The 17,097-nt window shown below is 44.4% G+C and carries 15 protein-coding genes; 9 read left to right on the top strand and 6 right to left on the bottom strand.

Going from position 1 to position 17,097, the window contains the following annotated elements; genetic code table 11:
- Nucleotides 1-20: 20 nt before the first annotated feature.
- The 3 genes from AC1MBV_RS14495 to AC1MBV_RS14505 all read right to left on the bottom strand — a co-directional run bounded on the left by AC1MBV_RS14495 (nucleotide 21) and on the right by AC1MBV_RS14505 (nucleotide 4,827).
- Nucleotides 21-1,205: a GGDEF domain-containing protein gene (locus AC1MBV_RS14495; protein WP_255748901.1), complete on the bottom strand. Its 1,185-nt coding sequence runs from the start codon at nucleotides 1,203-1,205 to the stop codon at nucleotides 21-23.
- 316 nt (nucleotides 1,206-1,521) lie between these two features.
- Complete coding sequence (locus AC1MBV_RS14500) at nucleotides 1,522-3,813, bottom strand: tetratricopeptide repeat protein (protein WP_480948595.1); 2,292 nt, start codon at nucleotides 3,811-3,813, stop codon at nucleotides 1,522-1,524.
- A gap of 405 nt (nucleotides 3,814-4,218) precedes the next feature.
- Complete coding sequence (locus tag AC1MBV_RS14505) at nucleotides 4,219-4,827, bottom strand: FMN-binding negative transcriptional regulator (RefSeq protein WP_480948596.1); 609 nt, start codon at nucleotides 4,825-4,827, stop codon at nucleotides 4,219-4,221.
- A gap of 99 nt (nucleotides 4,828-4,926) precedes the next feature.
- On the opposite strand from AC1MBV_RS14505, the gene AC1MBV_RS14510 reads away from it, so the two are divergent.
- Both AC1MBV_RS14510 and AC1MBV_RS14515 read left to right on the top strand, forming a co-directional pair.
- On the top strand, nucleotides 4,927-6,381 hold the full coding sequence (locus AC1MBV_RS14510) for an aminotransferase-like domain-containing protein (RefSeq protein WP_480948597.1): 1,455 nt from the start codon (nucleotides 4,927-4,929) through the stop codon (nucleotides 6,379-6,381).
- A gap of 50 nt (nucleotides 6,382-6,431) precedes the next feature.
- Nucleotides 6,432-7,361 (top strand): VanW family protein, encoded by a 930-nt coding sequence (locus AC1MBV_RS14515; protein ID WP_255748904.1) that lies wholly within the window; start codon nucleotides 6,432-6,434, stop codon nucleotides 7,359-7,361.
- Between the two features lie 61 nt (nucleotides 7,362-7,422).
- On the opposite strand, the gene AC1MBV_RS14520 is transcribed toward AC1MBV_RS14515, so the two are convergent.
- The 3 genes from AC1MBV_RS14520 to AC1MBV_RS14530 all read right to left on the bottom strand — a co-directional run bounded on the left by AC1MBV_RS14520 (nucleotide 7,423) and on the right by AC1MBV_RS14530 (nucleotide 9,897).
- Entirely contained in the window at nucleotides 7,423-8,250 is an 828-nt protein-coding gene (locus AC1MBV_RS14520; protein ID WP_480948598.1) for a hypothetical protein, read from the bottom strand.
- Entirely contained in the window at nucleotides 8,250-8,720 is a 471-nt protein-coding gene (locus AC1MBV_RS14525) for a MarR family winged helix-turn-helix transcriptional regulator (RefSeq protein ID WP_480948599.1), read from the bottom strand. The genes AC1MBV_RS14520 and AC1MBV_RS14525 overlap by 1 nt, the downstream gene beginning before the upstream one ends.
- 94 nt (nucleotides 8,721-8,814) lie before the next feature.
- Nucleotides 8,815-9,897: a serine hydrolase domain-containing protein gene (locus AC1MBV_RS14530; protein ID WP_480948600.1), complete on the bottom strand. Its 1,083-nt coding sequence runs from the start codon at nucleotides 9,895-9,897 to the stop codon at nucleotides 8,815-8,817.
- Nucleotides 9,898-10,352: 455 nt separating this feature from the next.
- On the opposite strand from AC1MBV_RS14530, the gene AC1MBV_RS14535 reads away from it, so the two are divergent.
- From AC1MBV_RS14535 to AC1MBV_RS14565, 7 genes are all read left to right on the top strand, one after another.
- Nucleotides 10,353-11,828: an MFS transporter gene (locus AC1MBV_RS14535; protein WP_480948601.1), complete on the top strand. Its 1,476-nt coding sequence runs from the start codon at nucleotides 10,353-10,355 to the stop codon at nucleotides 11,826-11,828.
- Nucleotides 11,825-12,991, top strand: coding sequence for a chorismate synthase (aroC, locus tag AC1MBV_RS14540; RefSeq protein WP_480948602.1), 1,167 nt, complete (start codon nucleotides 11,825-11,827; stop codon nucleotides 12,989-12,991). Before AC1MBV_RS14535 ends, aroC begins: the two co-directional genes overlap by 4 nt.
- A gap of 13 nt (nucleotides 12,992-13,004) precedes the next feature.
- A complete protein-coding gene (locus AC1MBV_RS14545) occupies nucleotides 13,005-13,559 on the top strand; it encodes a hypothetical protein (protein ID WP_255748910.1) in 555 nt (184 codons plus the stop codon).
- Nucleotides 13,556-14,866, top strand: coding sequence for a 3-phosphoshikimate 1-carboxyvinyltransferase (gene aroA / locus AC1MBV_RS14550; protein WP_255748911.1), 1,311 nt, complete (start codon nucleotides 13,556-13,558; stop codon nucleotides 14,864-14,866). Before AC1MBV_RS14545 ends, aroA begins: the two co-directional genes overlap by 4 nt.
- Entirely contained in the window at nucleotides 14,863-15,975 is a 1,113-nt protein-coding gene (locus tag AC1MBV_RS14555; protein WP_480948603.1) for a prephenate dehydrogenase, read from the top strand. Before aroA ends, AC1MBV_RS14555 begins: the two co-directional genes overlap by 4 nt.
- Before the next feature lie 3 nt (nucleotides 15,976-15,978).
- Nucleotides 15,979-16,491 carry a shikimate kinase gene (locus AC1MBV_RS14560; RefSeq protein WP_480948604.1) on the top strand — a complete coding sequence of 171 codons (513 nt, stop codon included), beginning with the start codon at nucleotides 15,979-15,981 and terminating at the stop codon, nucleotides 16,489-16,491.
- Nucleotides 16,492-16,605: 114 nt separating this feature from the next.
- Nucleotides 16,606-17,004, top strand: a complete 399-nt coding sequence (locus AC1MBV_RS14565) for a (deoxy)nucleoside triphosphate pyrophosphohydrolase (protein ID WP_480948605.1) — start codon at nucleotides 16,606-16,608, stop codon at nucleotides 17,002-17,004.
- The last annotated feature ends 93 nt before the right edge of the window (nucleotides 17,005-17,097 follow it).

Here is a 17,097-nt window from a genome sequence, read left to right on the forward strand (position 1 = left end):
CGGAAAAAAGTAAAATTTAATTAAAGTTCATCCTGATATTGCCCACGGTGCACACTGTTTTTCCCATTTTTCTTGGCGTCATATAAAGCATTATCACAGGAAATATAAAGATTTTCTACGTCTGTAAAACGATTGGGGCGAATCGTAAGCAGACCAATACTGATAGTATAGCGCAGCGTTTTATCAAGAAGATCAATTTCAGCGTTTGCGATTTCTGACCTAATCCGCTCAGCCGAGACTGCAGACTGTTCCTCATCCATTCCGGGCATTAATATGGCGAATTCATCGCCGCCAAACCTGCTCAACAGCTGGTCCGTCTCCATTAATCCATAAATACGTCGCGACAGATCGCGAAGTACACGGTCACCGACATCATGCCCGTGAGTATCGTTGATGCATTTAAATTGGTCGACATCAAATAGCAAGAAAGAAAGCTTCTGCTGTTTCTTTGTGTATTGTTCAAGATACTGTTTTGTCCGTGCAAAAAAAGCGCGACGATTGAGCGTCTGTGTCAAATCATCATAATTAGCGAGACGCACAAGTTCTCTGTCTGTCATTTCCTTTAGGAGTAAGATGAAACCGGTACCGCCTAAAATCATTGACAAATTAAGTGTAATAAAAGTGAAACCGTAAATAAAAGACGCACTTAAAGTGCCTGGTTCAAGTGCATGATACATAAATAGCACCATCATTGCTCTTCCTAGAAAAGAGCCCAGAAGTGCAAGATAAAGGTAGCCCATCAAATGCATCAGCAGTGAATGATTCTTACCTTGAACCATACGATATATAGGGAGAACGAGCAACGCTGCCAGACTCAAGGAAGCAAAAACTACCCGCAGATTAAATTGATTATAAAAAATCAAGATCAAATTGAATCCAAGGATGCTTAAGATTGTAATCCAAAGACAAGTTCGATAAGAACTTTTTCCATAGGATCGTGTCAGTTTGAGTAAAGCAACTGCGTCCAGTGCATAACCGACGAACAAGAGACTGTTCGCAAGTGAAATAGCGACAAGGTCAAATGTGCCGCTGCGAAAAACAGCAACAATCCACGCCACCAATTGGATACATTTTCCAAAGAAGAATGTATTTAACGTCTCATCATCGCGATGGTGCCACAAATAGGCACCAATCAACGCCACAGTGACTAAATTTCCACTAATAATGAATGATAAATACATTTTCATATCAAGCAATATATTCACGACCGATCATCCTCATCCGTTGCATCAAGGTTGTGCACTTATTTTATCAAATCTAGTCGAATTATTATATAAATTGACAGGAATTTAAAAAAAGAAGTGAATTGACCCCTAGAAAGCGGACAACAAAATTCATTTATTGATGTATCAATCAAAGTAAATCAATGAAACCATATCCTTTTCTCTTATCAATTTTGTGCAAACCTGCCTTCACTTAACCAAAAACAAGTGAGTGAGCCTTCATTTACTGCAAAAAAATACAGGTTCCCATATAGGAAACCTGTTTAAATGGCTTTTTTAATGGCATCTTCGCACTGTTTCATTCAGTACTCGCAGCCTCCTGCTTCAATAGAGGCGATGCGTGCTCATCCAAAGTAAGTCCGGCATCAATCGCTGCTTGAACAATCTGCCGAACCCACAATTCGGATTCGTTTGAAAGCAGTCCCTTCGCATACCATTCTCCTACTTGTTTACAAGCGAGCGGATAGCCGAGTTCTGCTGATAATAAAAGAAGATGCAGGCCTTGATTTTCGTCCTTTGCCACTTCCTGTCCACCGAACGAACCGCGCAGACGAATCTGTGCAAGTTCGTAGACTGCTTCCGGATGATGAAGACCTGCTGCCTCTTCAATAAGACACAAGCCGCGCTCCGGATTTGGTTCGATATCAGAACCGGATCCGAATGCCATACCAATCTGAAATAGAGCAGGGCTGTATTTTTGTGCGGCACTGCGGAAGAGATATTCAACTGCGCGCTTGTCTGTAATGATCCGATCTTCTGCACCGTCCTTTTTGCTGAGCACCCATAGCTCGTATTGTGCAGAAGGCACTGTTCTTGCAGCCTTTAACAGCCATTGATAGGCACGTTCTTTATTGATTTTATCATTACGTAATGACTTATATCCGGAAAAATAGTAGTGATACAGCGCAAATTGTGCTTCTGGATAATTCAGCGCTGCCGATGTTTCAATTAAGTGCTTTGCTTCAGCCAAATCAGCAGAAACATAAAATCCGTCGAGCAGCACATTAGCGTACCTGTACATTGCTGGTGCATCGCCACTTTTTGCAGCAGCTCTTAAGTAAGTTACTGCTTCACGGTGGTCCATCATCATCTCATTGCCCTGTTCATATTTATCCATAATCAAAACACATGCCCTTGGATTTCCTGACTGAGCAAAGGACTTTAACAGTTTAAGTGCCTTTGTCTGATTCTTTTCGCATAGAATATCTTTGTAGCGTCCCTCATAAAAGCCTTCATATTGCTTCATCTGAGCTTCCCAATCTTTCTGATCAGATGCTTCTTTTAGATAAGCAATGCCTTTGTGATCATCCTTGTCCAAATAATGTCCATCTATGTAAAGATCCCCAAGTCGCGTCTTTGCTTTTGCAAGGCCATGATCCGCGGCAAAGATCAGCCATTTTAGCGCTTTTTCTTGGTCCATTAAAAACTCATTTCCCTGTTCAAAATAGTGCCATAGATCAAAGGCAGCATTAATACCGCCATGCTCCGCGGAGGAAAGCAGCCATGCATAAGCATCCTTTCTGTTTCCCTCCACCGGTTGACCTAAGCATTGGCCTTCATATGAAATACGAAAAAGTAAATACTCCGCAAGAGACTGCTTTTTCTTTGCTGCCATCTTCAGAATGCCTAAATATTCTTGCGCGTCCTCAATTGAAATAAAGATCAAATTCTTCTCGTACGCGCCTGCCAAAGCTCTGACCGCCTTATCAAATCCGCTTTCCGCTGCTGCTTTCACATAGGTAAAAGCACGGCTGCCATTGTACGAAGATCCTTCAGGCAGGCAGCTGTATGCATAAATCATAAACTGAGCTTCTTTGTCGCCGTTTCCCGCCCATTTTTCACATGTTTTTAACGAAGACTCATCACTGATTTGAGCAGGCAATTTCTTAGTCGTGTCAGACTGTGCTTGCGTCTCGTTTTTTTTAGGCAGGTTTTTTATTGAATGATTCTTCCATTTTTCAGCTTCACTTTTATTATGGATCGTAAAGCGACTGTCGCTGTACAGTTCTGCAAGCCTATCTGCCGCTTCATAGGAACCGTGTGTTGCCAGCTCTTTTAGAAGAGCGACTCCCATGTTCACCACTTTATCATTATCCGCATTCCTGCTGATCCAATAATCAATTTTAGCCAATTGAACCTCTGTCCGCTGCTCGGTTTTGAGATAATCACGCATACGCTGATGCGAAAAGAAATCAAGCAAACCGCTTTTCGTTACCAGAAAATCTACGGATTCATAACTGAGCACTTCTCCGGTTACTTTATTTTCCAAACTAATTCTGAGATTGATCAAATCGCCATACGTAAATGATGGCATTGCCGCCTGTGGAATACTTATGGATTGCTTTTCTTGACGAAGCGGTAAGGAAAAATCCAGCTCCCCGTCTTCATTTCGAAATTCCGAACTTTCCGGTTGATCAGCCGCGTGCAAAGGCAGGTTGCCCGGATTTTGAAAAAGTTGAATGTTAATCACACGATGACGCCTTTGTCTCCAGCTTGTTAATGTACTTGCAACCTGCACCGAAATAGACAGCCTTGATTCGTCATCAATTGCGACATCTACTGCCATAGAGCTTTCAGACTTGTTTTCCATAAATGTCTCCTCTTTTTCATTTAATTTTGGCTAAACTGTACACATGTTGATCTATTCAGGGCCGTGTGAATCTTTCACGCACAAAAGGATGAACACTATCATTTTAATGGGATGATGTGGGAGAAACTATCGGACCAACCGCCTGATCCATTCCATGTTGATCGCTATGCTAGGCATAAGCAGCACATCTAATGACGTATATTCTGTTATTTTCAGAAAATAGCAATAGTTCATTTTATTAGTAAGCTTACGATAAAATTTATTTAATGTAAATTAAAACATGATCAACTTCTGCCCAAACAAAAAAAGCACCCGATATGCACAGCACATGAGTGAAAAAATCAGTCTCTTGAACCATTATGACTTCGTCAATACGTTCCTGAGACATAATTTGAGTCCTGGGACTTAGTTCAAATCTTCCTCCATCAACTCAGCAATCAAATGTTCTGCTTCATGAGGACTCTTTTTTAAGTGGTCGACCACTCGTTTTCTCCTCTCTTGAGAATGATTTTGGCTCAGCTTGCATTTTCCTTCCATTCGATCAATAGACACTTTGAAAGCAACGATTCCTCTTAAAAGTCCGCTGATCATCGCAGGTGAAACTTCATCAACACGATATGGCCGGTGCTCATCTTCATAGTTCATCGTCATTAGTTTCATCACAGTCATGATTTCAGTAGGATCACTGATGATCTCTACCTTCCCATAAACGTGCACCGCCACATAGTTCCAAGTCGGCACCGCCTGCTCAGTTTCATACCATGAAGGAGAGATGTAGCAATGCGGTCCATGAAATATGGCAAGTGCCTCCTGTGCGGCAATGCTTTTCCATTGTGTATTTGCTCGTGCAAAATGTCCGTACAGCACACCTGCCTTCCGGTCCAAAATCAATGGCAAATGTGTGGCACACGGTGCACCTTCCTGCACGGAAATCAAAGTGGCAAAACTGTTTTTCTCAACGACTGAGAACATAGCGTTTTCATCAGTCATCGCAAAATGCTTTGGACGATACATCATCGATCACCTCTTACAGAAAGAATAGAACTATGCTATTCTAATGAAAACATCCAATTGGATCCTTAAAAGGCCATCCAATTTAATGAGGAGACTGTTATGACCTTTCATCCGGACAACACAAATCGACTGCCTGTTTATCAGCAAATTGCCCGTCATTTTGAGCAGGACATACTGAAAGGAATCCTTCGCCCAGGGGATAAACTCCCTGCAGAACGAAAGTTGGCCATACAGATCGGTGTCAATCGTACGACAGTGGTTCATGCCTACGACCTTTTGCGTTCCTGCGGCATTGTGACATCAATTAAGGGAAGCGGGACTTGTGTCACTCAGGAACAATGGGGCGTGCGTCCACTTCATCTCCCAAACTGGCAGGACTATGCGAATGGCGGAACCTTTCTTCCGACACTGCCAATTGTGCAACGGCTCGCTGAAGCAAAGCAGCAAAAATTGGGGATCAATTTGTCATCCAGCGAACTGACTCAAGAGGATTACCCCATTTCAATACTTAAACAGATCTGCAAAGAGCTTCCATTCAACGGTTCGCTTGGTTATCCCGATCCTAACGGCTATGAACCGCTTAGAACAGCGCTTCATCAATTCATGGACACACAATTTAAAATGAATACCGATCCGTCGGGTATCCTGGTGACTTCAGGTGCGCAGCAGGCGCTGCTGCTCATCACCCAATGCCTCTTAAATCCCGGCGAGGCAATCGCTGTTGAAAGTCCTTCTTATTTTTATTCATTGCCCCTGTTCCATTCGGCCGGACTGCGCATGTACGGGGTACAAATGGATGATGATGGACTCATTCCTGGTGAATTGGAGCTTTTGTTCAGTACGCGTTCAATCAAAATGCTTTTCCTAAATCCAACGTATCAAAACCCGACCGGACGAACGTTAACTGAAAGACGAAGAAAAGAAGTGCTCACCATTTGCGAAAAGTGGCGTGTGCCCATTGTTGAAGACGATGCTTATCGCTCGCTCGAGTTGAGCGGTGAGACCCAAAGTCCGCAACCATTATTTTCTCTAGATGCCTCACACGAACGCGTGATCTATATCGGAAGTTTGTCAAAAACCGTTGCACCGGGACTGCGTATCGGATGGATCGTCGCGCCCGAACCCGTGCTGAAACGGCTGCGTGAAGCCAAGTATCAAATGGATCATGGTTCAGACATCATAACTCAGCAAATCGCTGAACATTATCTGCGCTCGAACACGTGGGAGAGACAGGTTGAACGGCTGAGGCATTTGCTTGAGCAGCGAAGAAGAGCAATGGTTGACGTCTTGTCTACCCATTGTGGGGAAATACTCAGCTTTACGGTGCCAAAAGGCGGTTATCATTTGTGGTGCCGCTGCACGCCAAATGTCTCCGACACAAAACTGCTTGAGGCATGTATCAAGCAAGGAGTGCTCATTGTGCCCGGAACCGTGTATGGTGCCCATCCTCGATTTGTACGCTTGAGCTTTGCCTGCAATCAAGTGGAAAATATAGCTGAAGGAGTCCTGCGCTTTATTAAGGCGATTAAGCAGTCCTCTCCGGCAGATGATTGAGGCTAAAAAGCGGAAAAGCGCTCATACTAACCTCGGGAGGTGCGCTCACTATGCGACTACTGATGTTGGCAGGCATTCTGCTCTTTGCTCAACCGCAAAGCATTGCTGGCAATTTATTAATTATGTACCACGGAGACACGATTGCCACGGTTAATCGAACAGAGTTTACCTATCCATTTGCTTCTCTTCTAAATCAAGACAAATACGATCATTTAGTCGATCACATTGCTCAAAAGGTCGATCAGGCACCGGTGAACGCTAAAATTAATGATCAAGGTGCCATTGTTCCGGGGAAAAATGGACATAAGCTGTATCGTTCCGCATTCAAAAACCATTTTTATCGCTATTATTATGGCCATGGCCATGCAAAAATGCACGCCCCGTTAATTAAAGATTATCCAAAGGTAGATGCGGAACTGCTCGCCCACATTCGCGTGCAGCGAATCAGCAGCTATGCCACCTTTTTTAATGCAGGGAATGAAAGTCGTGCGCACAATATTGATTTGGCAGCGAAGGCCCTCGACAACCATGTCGTCTTCCCTAACGAGATATTCTCGTTCAATCAGACGGTCGGCATGCGAACAAAACAGAAGGGCTATCGCTCCGCACCGATCATCGTCCGCGGGGAATTTTCCGAGGGAGTAGGTGGCGGGATCTGCCAAGTATCCTCCACCCTTTTTAATGCTGCCGATCGTGCAGGGCTCAAGATTGTGGAACGTTATTCCCACAGCCGCCGTGTCCCATATGTTCCATCCGGACGTGACGCCACTGTCAGCTGGTATGGGCCGGATTTTCGCTTTAAGAATACATACAACCAGCCAATCCTGATCCGCGCACATAAATATGGCGGCAGCATCTCCTTCGCGCTGTATTCATCCGACATGATCAATGTCGCGCCGCGAAAAGTACCGAGCGCCTCCGCGCATCTCCCTAAAGAAGTTCACTTGGAAAAAGAAAGCCTGCATTCAAGCAAGCCTTGAAGTGGTACAAGTAACGCTACAGAAACTTTATGCCTAGACAGCCATATGGTGATCCTGCAGCCTAACTAAGCGTACGCTGTTCTTCCTCCTCTAACTGTCGCAGCATCGCCGAAAAGAAAAAGAGACAAGTCAAGGTCAAGCCAGAGAAAATGATAATCGGTGGCAAAGTATTCACTTTTAGAAACCACATGGAGACAATCATAAGCGAAACGATATTCATTGCCGTCATTGCCGCAAAAAGAATCATTGGCGGAGCTAAGATGTATCCAATCGATCTCTTCTTAATGAGAAGGACTCCGGCCAGAATCATAAGCGGCAGATAAAACGAAAAATCAAGTGCGTGCACCGGATTTGATAAAAGTCCTGCTTTTGTGATACTCTCAGGCGTCTTGTCCGTCAGTATTGCCGGCAGTGCATCCGACAGCCACACCATTGCAAATACCAAAGCAATCATAATAAGAAAAATTCCAACTGATTTTACAGGGACAAGTTTTCCAAACCAAGACTTAAAAGAAACCTTTATATTCCTGTAAAAAAAATATAAGACAGAATAGATGGACAAACCAAGGATTGCACAATAAAAAAGAAACAGGGAATTAAAGTGAAGCGCAAAGCAGTAAATCGCAAAAGAATATATGTTGGTAATCATTGCTCCAAGCCAGATAAGGATGCCGACTCTGCTTCCTTTCGAAGCAAAAATGGAAGAAAAGAATAACAAGGGAGCAACAACAAATAAATTCGAAAAATCTTGGCCAATTGTCTGTGCATACCAGGCAATGGTCTCTTTTGCATAAGTGGCTGAATGTAAGATGCCGAAGCACGAGGTGATCACCATTAAAATAACAACAGGCACTGTGAAGAACAAAACGCCTTTATCCGTTTGTTTCATTATTGTTCCCCCTGTTCCATCTCGATCATATTCTTGATTACTTGTCTCATGACCCTTCTTGCCGTGTGTAACTCTTCATCAGCTACTCCTTTGAATAATGCTTGAGTAAACACGAGTCCCTCATTTCTCAAATCACTCCAAAAATCCATGCTGCGCTTGGTCAGCTTAAGGCGAGTCACGCGCGCGTCATTTTGATCTTTTTCAAGAACAAGCAACCCCTTCTCCTCCAGTTTCAGAGCAATCTGCTTCACATTTTGATGTGAACTTCCCATTTCTCTTGCCGCCTCTTTAACGGTCGGCGCCTCGTCGAATAGGTTGTCGATGACAACGGACAAAAACCATTGCTTTGTCGTCACATCAAATCGTTTAAATTCATGTTGAAGCAGCGTATCAATCCGGTTCGCCGCGACAAAAATAAAGCCAAACAAGAACTGCTGATCAGGCATAGAATCAATTTTTTTAAACTGCATTTTTCTTCTCCTATACAAAAAAAGGTAATGTATTATATATATAGATAATACATTACCTTTTTACTTTTTGACAAGAGGTTAAGCACATCAATCATTAATTGAGACAACGGTTATCATACAATAAAGTCTGCATTTCCCGGTGCATCGCCCAGATATTGCTGTCCTGATTGCTGAGAATCACAATGGAAACATCGGTTTCCGGATAATAGGACAGCATCGCCGCCACGCCGTCGATCATCCCATCCTTGCGCACACAAAAGATTTTCCGGTCGATCGTGACAAATTCGAATCCATAACCAGTCGTGATGGTTGCATTCAGTTCCGGCTTCCATTTTCTGAACGGTTTCTCGAACGCGCAATGTGGCTGAAACAAAAGGCTCGCCATTTTTGGTGATAACAATTCGCCTGAATGTAGTGTTCGGAGAAACGTGTCCAATTCAGCAACCGTTGAATAAATACCTCCGTCCGGAGAACCAATCGGCGGATACGAGTAAATATTCTTTTTCCATTCAACAATGTGGCTATCCTCATCCTCGCATGCAACATAGCCCTCAGCCGTGTTTTCGTTAACCTCGTCCATCGCGCAGAAACGAGTACGCTCAAGTCCGCATGGTTCGACAATCCGTTCCATGACGAACTGGCGATAGTTCATGCCTGACACTTTCTCAATAGCCAGTCCCAAAAGAACAAATGCGCAATTGTTATAGCGCGTATCCGTACCTGCCTGGAATAGTGGTTTCTTGTAGGCGAATTGAGGCAGAAAATTAGAAGTGTTCCGAATTGAATAGTTCGGCTTATCACGAAATAATTCGGCATAGTCCTCGCCTGCTTCCTCATCCGCATCATCGGCAATACCAGACGTATGCGTCAGCAAATGTTCAATCGTCACATCCTGAGGAATTTCGGTTCCCTCGAGATCAATGAGATCAACGATATGATCACTCAGATTCAGTTGCCCTTTTTCAACTAAGAGCAAAACCGCAACCGCCGTAAATACTTTGGTTATCGATGCTGTATCGAATTTTGTATCCAACTGATTCGGCACCTGAAAACCACGATGTGCCATTCCGCAGGCATCCGAAAAAAGGACTCTGTCTGCTTTTTTCACGAGGACAGTCCCGGAAAAGTCATGATTTTGATAAAAATTATCGAGGATTTGTTGCAATTGTTCGCGCATGATGGACTCTCTCCAAGTTAGCTTTTTTTGTAAATTATAACATTTATATGCATCTCAAAAAGGTGAATTTTTTTTCGCTAATCTCTGTACTGGTTATTTGTAACTCATCTGTAAGTAAATCTTGCATTGACAAAAGCGGATGACAGTGATTAAATGATACCTAACCTAATCGAGAGGAAAAATAAAATGAAAAAGTTGCAATTGGCTCAATCATACTTTAATGGCTTCTATTACTACTTTAGATAGTTCGTATCCGCTCTGGATACGAACGCAAACGCGTAAGTATCTAGAGTTGGGAAGCTGTTTTGGTCTGACCAACTAGATGCGTAAGATTAAATCTAATTGGTTGCCATTACAATCCGGATCTTTTTATTTTCCTGACGAAAATTCGTAACCAGTTAGATTAATCATCTAACTGGTTATTTTTTTAACATTTTTTTTGGGGGAAATGGGGCATGAACACATTGACGAAATCAAATAAAATGAGACTAAGTATTTCTTTGTTCCTGAACTACTTCGTCCATGGCATCGGACTATTAATTTTAACGCAAAATATGAGACCGCTCAGCAGCGAATGGGGCACATCAATCGCAACCGTCTCCTACGTTATTTCCGGAGTCGGAATAGGCCGACTGCTTGCCTACTATCTTCTTGGCAGCCTGTCGGACCGCTACGGCCGTAAAAAAATTATTATCTTCGGGATGATCAGCTACTCCATCTTTTTCATCGGGATCCTTTTGACCAAGGACTTTAAAGTGGCTTACTTACTTGCGATCCTCGCCGGGGTGGCGAACTCAGCCCTTGACTCGGGGACCTACCCAACTTTTTTGGAAATGAACCGCAATAATGGAGCGGATAACATTCTCATTAAAGCCGCGATGTCAATCGGAGAGTTTGTTCTGCCTCTATACATCGGCCTGAATGAAAATCTGGGCGGCTGGTACGGATTAAGCTTTATTTTTGCGGCAGCACTCCTACTGATCAATGCCGTGCTGATCAGTCGCTCGCAATTTCCAATGCAGTCAAAACCTGAGAAAACCGCGCAGCATCATTTATTTTCTAATGGAAAGCTTTCAAAATCAAAGATCAGTTTAGTCGCCATTTTATCTTTATACGGATATACATCAATGGCCTTGATGATTCTCTTTACCCAATGGATCACACTCTACGGAATTGATGTATTGCATATGAGCAATATGCAGGCGCATTTTCTACTGTCGCTTTACAGCATCGGATCGATTGTCGGCGTTTTGCTGGTCTTTACTATTCTAAAAAGCGCGCTGATCAAAGATGGCACGTTAATGGTCATTATGAACAGTCTCTCGCTGCTCTTTCTTTTAATCGTCTGTTTTTCACCCAACCATCTATCAGTCACCGTTGCATCCTTTTTCTTCGGTGTCACGGCAGCGGGAGGCATTATGCAGGTTGGTTTGACTATTTTCAGTTCCATGTTTCCTCACGCTAAAGGACGTGTTACAGCAATCTTTTTTTCTTTCGGAAGCATCGCATCATTCACCGTGCCTATTTTCACCGGCATGCTGTCCAATGTTGGAACGGCATACGCCTTGCGCAGCGACCTTGTGATCGCGTCGTTTTCTTTAGTTCTCTGGATCATCGGTCATCGACTGCTCTCTCTTTCCAATGACCAAGCGGGTTACGAGACGGAGCGCAGCCAAATTAATTTTATCGATTACTGGATTATTAAATTACTTCAATGGCGATTCAAGCTTGCCAAGTCGATCGGAATGAAAAAGATGAAACAAGGTCAGCGGGTCTTAGATTCTTTTCGGGAGAAAGAAATTATTTCGAGGATTGATCAGCACGTAAAAGATCATGAGAACCGTGACCATTATCATGAAATTTTCCAAACCATCTTAACGAATTCAAAGCAATGCCAAACGAACTTGCAGGAGAAAGGAAGAGTTAAATGATTTATTTTACAGCAGGAGAGTCGCACGGTCCGCAATTAACAGGAATCATTGAAGGGTTCCCAGCCGGACTCCACTTGTCCATTGAAAAGATCAATCAGAAACTAAGTGAACGGCAAAAAGGCTACGGACGCGGTTATCGCCAGAAGATCGAAAAAGACCAGGTCAAGATTACTTCCGGCGTGCGCCACAGTATCACCTTAGGTTCACCAATTACATTAACCATTGCCAACATTGATCACAAACACTGGAGTGAAATTATGGATCCGGTCCATAAGCCCGATCCGGAAACGAACCTGCGTGAAGTGAAAAACCCGCGCCCCGGTCATGCTGATCTGGTTGGCGGCATGAAATACGGACACCGGGATCTGCGCAATGTGCTTGAGCGCTCTTCCGCCCGCGAAACAGCGATGCGCGTAGCTATCGGTGCTGTCTGCACGCAGCTTCTGAATGAGCTGGGCATCCAAATCGCCGGTTATGTTCGGCAAATTGGTCCCATTGAAGCAGACATTGATCAGCTTTTAACTCCTGATCAAATTGAACAGGAAATCAGCCGCAATGATCTTCGTATCGTCAATCAGGATAAGGTTGAGGCTATTCATGAGTTTATTGATCAAACCAAAAAGGCAGGAGACACATTGGGTGGCATCGTCCGTGTCATTGCCAAAAATGTTCCGGCCGGATTGGGAAGCTATACCTCATGGAACGAGAAACTGGATGCCAAAATAGCAGCGGCGGTTATCGGTATTAATGCGTTCAAAGGTGTGAGCTTTGGCGACGGCTTTGACTTGGGTACAAAACCAGGCAGTCAAGTGATGGATCCCATCTATTGGAATCAAGATCAAGGCTGGTACCGAAGCAGCGATCATCTCGGCGGATTTGAAGGCGGCATGACGAACGGAATGCCACTGATTATTAACGCAGCCATGAAGCCTATACCTACGCTTTACAAGCCTTTGCACAGTGTCGCTATTGATACAAAAGAGGAACATAAAGCCAGTATCGAACGCTCTGATGTCACGGCCATCGTCCCGGCATCGCTTGTCATTGAAGCCGTCGTCGCAATCGAGCTATGCAAAATCATTTTGGACACCTTTGATTGCGCGAGCATGGAACGTTTGAAAAAACAGTATCTCGATTATTGTGATGAGTTGAAAAAATATTAAGGAGACCACGCCGGTGATCATTCATACTCTGGGACCTGAAGCAACGGACAGCTGTCGTGCTGCGCAGTATTATCTGAATGAGCATCCTGGTGACATCCAGATTGAGCTTCATGATTGTTTTGAAAGTATTATTGAGCATTTTAATGACTATCAAGGCGATTATTTTATGATTCCCGCTGCATTTAAGTCATGTCATGAACAGCTTGATTGGGCGGACATTCACTATACCTACTTGGATCAATTGAAGCTTGTCACGTGCTTTCGCTATGCACTTGATCCGCTCGTACTGATACGGCGCCTGAAACCAAACACGAATGCCGCCTATACGCATCCATCAACCGCCGCCTTGATGAAGAACTATCTACGCTCCATTCAAGATGAAGCTGTGATTCATTATACCGACAGTAAGTATTTGGCGTATCAAAACTACAAGGATGCCCAGGCACGCTATGTCATTACCAATCAAAAAAATGTCCAATTGGGGGACGATGAAAAAGTTGAGCGCACCTACACGCCGGACATGGTCTGGTGTCTCTATCAAATTTTGAAAAAACAGGTGATCACATGAAAACCCTAAGAACGAATCAGCAACAAGGACTTCAAGGCGCACTTGAGGTACCCGGGGATAAAAGTATTTCCCATCGAAGCATCTTTTTCGGTGCAATCAGCACCGGCGACACGGAAATCACTCATTTTCTTTCCTCTGAGGACTGCCTGAGAACCATGCAGGCATTTGGGGATATGGGCGTATCGATTGAACGGACAAAAGATCGTGTCCTGGTGCATGGCGTCGGATTAAATGGACTTCGGCAGCCAAACCATGCGTTGAATATGGGCAACTCAGGAACCACAACGCGGCTGATGCTCGGATTATTGAGTGGGCAGCCCTTCACCACAGAATTATTTGGCGACCAGTCACTAAGCAGGCGACCCATGAAACGGGTCACCGAACCGCTCAGCCAACTAGGCGCGCGGTTCAAAGTGACGGAGGACGGAAGATTGCCAATCACGGTTTACGGTTCACCGAATCTCAATCCCGTTGACTACCGCCTGCCGGTCGCCAGCGCTCAGGTAAAAAGTGCGCTGATCTTAGCAGGACTGTGTGCAAACAAGACATCAACCATTATTGAAAAGCAGCAAACTCGCGATCATACCGAACTTATGCTAAGCGCATTCGGCGGACAAATTGAAAAGCAAGGGCTGACACTAAAGGTAGCTGGAAAACCGAAGCTTATCGGTCAGCCCATTAGGGTACCTGGAGATCTGTCATCGGCCGCATTTTTCATTGCTGCTGGCACCCTCGTGCCGCACAGTGCGATTACGCTCCATAATGTCGGACTGAACCCGACCCGTACCGGTTTTCTTCGTGTCCTGAAGCGAATGGGAGCGAATATCACCATTCAGAATCGTTCAACTCATGCAGAACCTTCAGGTGACCTGCACATACGGAGTGCGTCTCTGCGTGCGATTGAGATTACGAGCGATGACATTCCAAGCGTCATTGATGAACTGCCTCTGATCGCTCTCTTGGCGACTCAGGCTGAGGGAACAACGAAAATAACCGGAGCTGAAGAACTGCGCGTTAAAGAAACAGATCGTATCACCGTTGTGGCTGCCGAACTACGAACGCTTGGCGCAGAAATTACGGAACTTCCTGACGGGATGATCATTCAAGGCGGAACACGACTTGCTCCGCAGGAAACCGATCAGGTGGACTCGCACGGAGATCATCGAATTGGCATGATGCTGGCAGTAGCTGCCTTACTTGTTAAAAGCGATCTGACCCTCGCCAATGAATCAGCAATCAATATCTCCTATCCCGATTTCTTCGCTGATCTGAATCAACTCATTCCATCAAGCAGGGCTGCTTTATGATGAAAACAATTGTCATCGACGGCTTGGGGCTCATCGGCGGCTCCATCGCCTTAGCGATTAGGCAGCAGTGGCCGGAGCATAAAATCATCGGTGTCGACATCAATCACCGTTCATTGACGCACGCAAAAGAAAAAGGGATCATTGATGACGGCTTTACACAGCTGCAAGGCTGTGCCGAAAAAGCAGACATCATTCTTTTAACAGCACCGGTCTCCATCATCCTAAAACACATGGAGCAGCTGGCACAGATGCAGCTGAATCCGGAAGTCATCATTACTGATGTCGGCAGTACAAAAAAGCAAATCATGGCTAAATCATCCTTATTTGTCGATCGAGGCATTCATTTTATTGGCGGCCACCCAATGGCCGGTTCACATAAAACAACGATTACAGCAGCGAGAGCTGATCTTTTTCAGAGTGCTTACTACTTCTTAATTTCCGATACGCTCATCGATCAACACGTACAAAAAGCGGTGGATGAACTGCAGGCATTACTATCCGGCTTGAATGTCAAATGGCAACTTGTTTCAGCGCAGCAGCATGACCAAATTGTCGCTCAGATCAGCCACTTGCCTCATATTATCGCAGCAGGATTAGTCAACATGGCGCAGAACGAATTCAGCGGCTCGACTTTATCTTTGAAACTAGCTGCCGGTGGATTTCGAAGCATCACACGGATCGCGTCCTCCGATCCGGACATGTGGACAGACATACTCTTAAGTAATCGTCAGATACTGATTGACAAAATCAACACGTTCAGCGAGCTTTTGAAGCATGTCAAAGAGGCACTCCATTCATCAGATCGTTCTGCCATTCGAAACTACTTTCGGCGTGCCAAAATTACCCGAGACAGCATCAATGCTCAAGCTTCAAGTCATGCACCTAATTTCTATGACTTGTTCGTGAACATTCCCGACCAAGTGGGTGCAGTCGCCGAAGTGACGCGCGTTTTGGCAGAGGCAAAAATCAACTTAATCAACATTCATATTTTGGAAATCAGAGAAGAAATTAATGGCGTTCTTCAGTTGACCTTTTCCAACCAAAATGATCTTGCGGATGCAAAATGCGAACTTATCCAGCATGGGCTGTCCGTAGTGCGAGGTGAATAAATTATGGTACACAGCATACTTGTCGGCTTTATGGGGAGCGGCAAAACAACTGTCGGACAGCTCTTGGCAAAGCATCTGAATTGTCCCCATCTCGATTTAGACGCACTCATCGTCGCACATGAGGGTAAATCTATTAAACAAATTTTCACGGAACACGGGGAAGCATACTTTCGTTCATTGGAATCGGAAATGCTTGCCGAAGCGTTCAAGCGCGAGGGCATTCTGTCCACCGGCGGAGGTACACCTGTCCGCCCCATCAATCGCCGATTATTAATAAATTCCGGCGTCCCTGTCGTGTATTTAAAAGCATCTCCAGAAGTGATTATTGATCGACTGCACGGGGATCAAAACAGACCGCTCTTTCAATCACTAGACAAGAAGAAGCTGATTGAGCTTCATTACGAACGAGAAAAAGCCTATGAACAATCAGCAACAATTAGATTGACTACCGATCATAAAGAGCCATTAGAGATCGTTCGCATTATTTTGAAGAGCATCGGTGCGTCTGTTCAATGAGAAATGCGCCATGTAATCGGGGTTAGTGGTGCAGCGCTTTTCGCTGCACCATTCATTTTCATAATGAAGAATCATGTATAATCTACATGTATGAATTTGATTTGAGGTGATTTGATGCGTAAAACATTGTCTGTTGTTGCGGCAATACTAGTGAACGAAAATGAGGAAATTTTATGTGCTCTGCGTTCGCCAAGAATGTCGATCCCAAACCGTTGGGAATTTCCCGGCGGCAAAGTTCAAGAAGGCGAAACACCTGCAGAAGCTATTGAACGCGAAATTAATGAAGAATTAAAATGCTCGATTGAGGCTAAAGACATTTTTCTCACCAGTCATCACGACTACGATACATTCTCCATTGATTTGACTGCCATTACATGCAAACTTGTAGAGGGGTTCCCAACCGCACATGAACATTCCAAGCTCATTTGGTTAAAAAGAGAAAATCTTGATTCGCTAAAATGGGCACCGGCCGATGTCGCAACAGTGGAACGACTTGTAAAAGAGAGCATGTAATAGTCTTTTTATTTTATTCGAAAAATGTGTATAATAAAGACAGGAAATACGTAAAATAATACCGTCCGAAGTGACGCAATCACCTCGGACGGC

It is taken from the genome of Sporolactobacillus sp. PKPK-6, assembly GCF_056678885.1.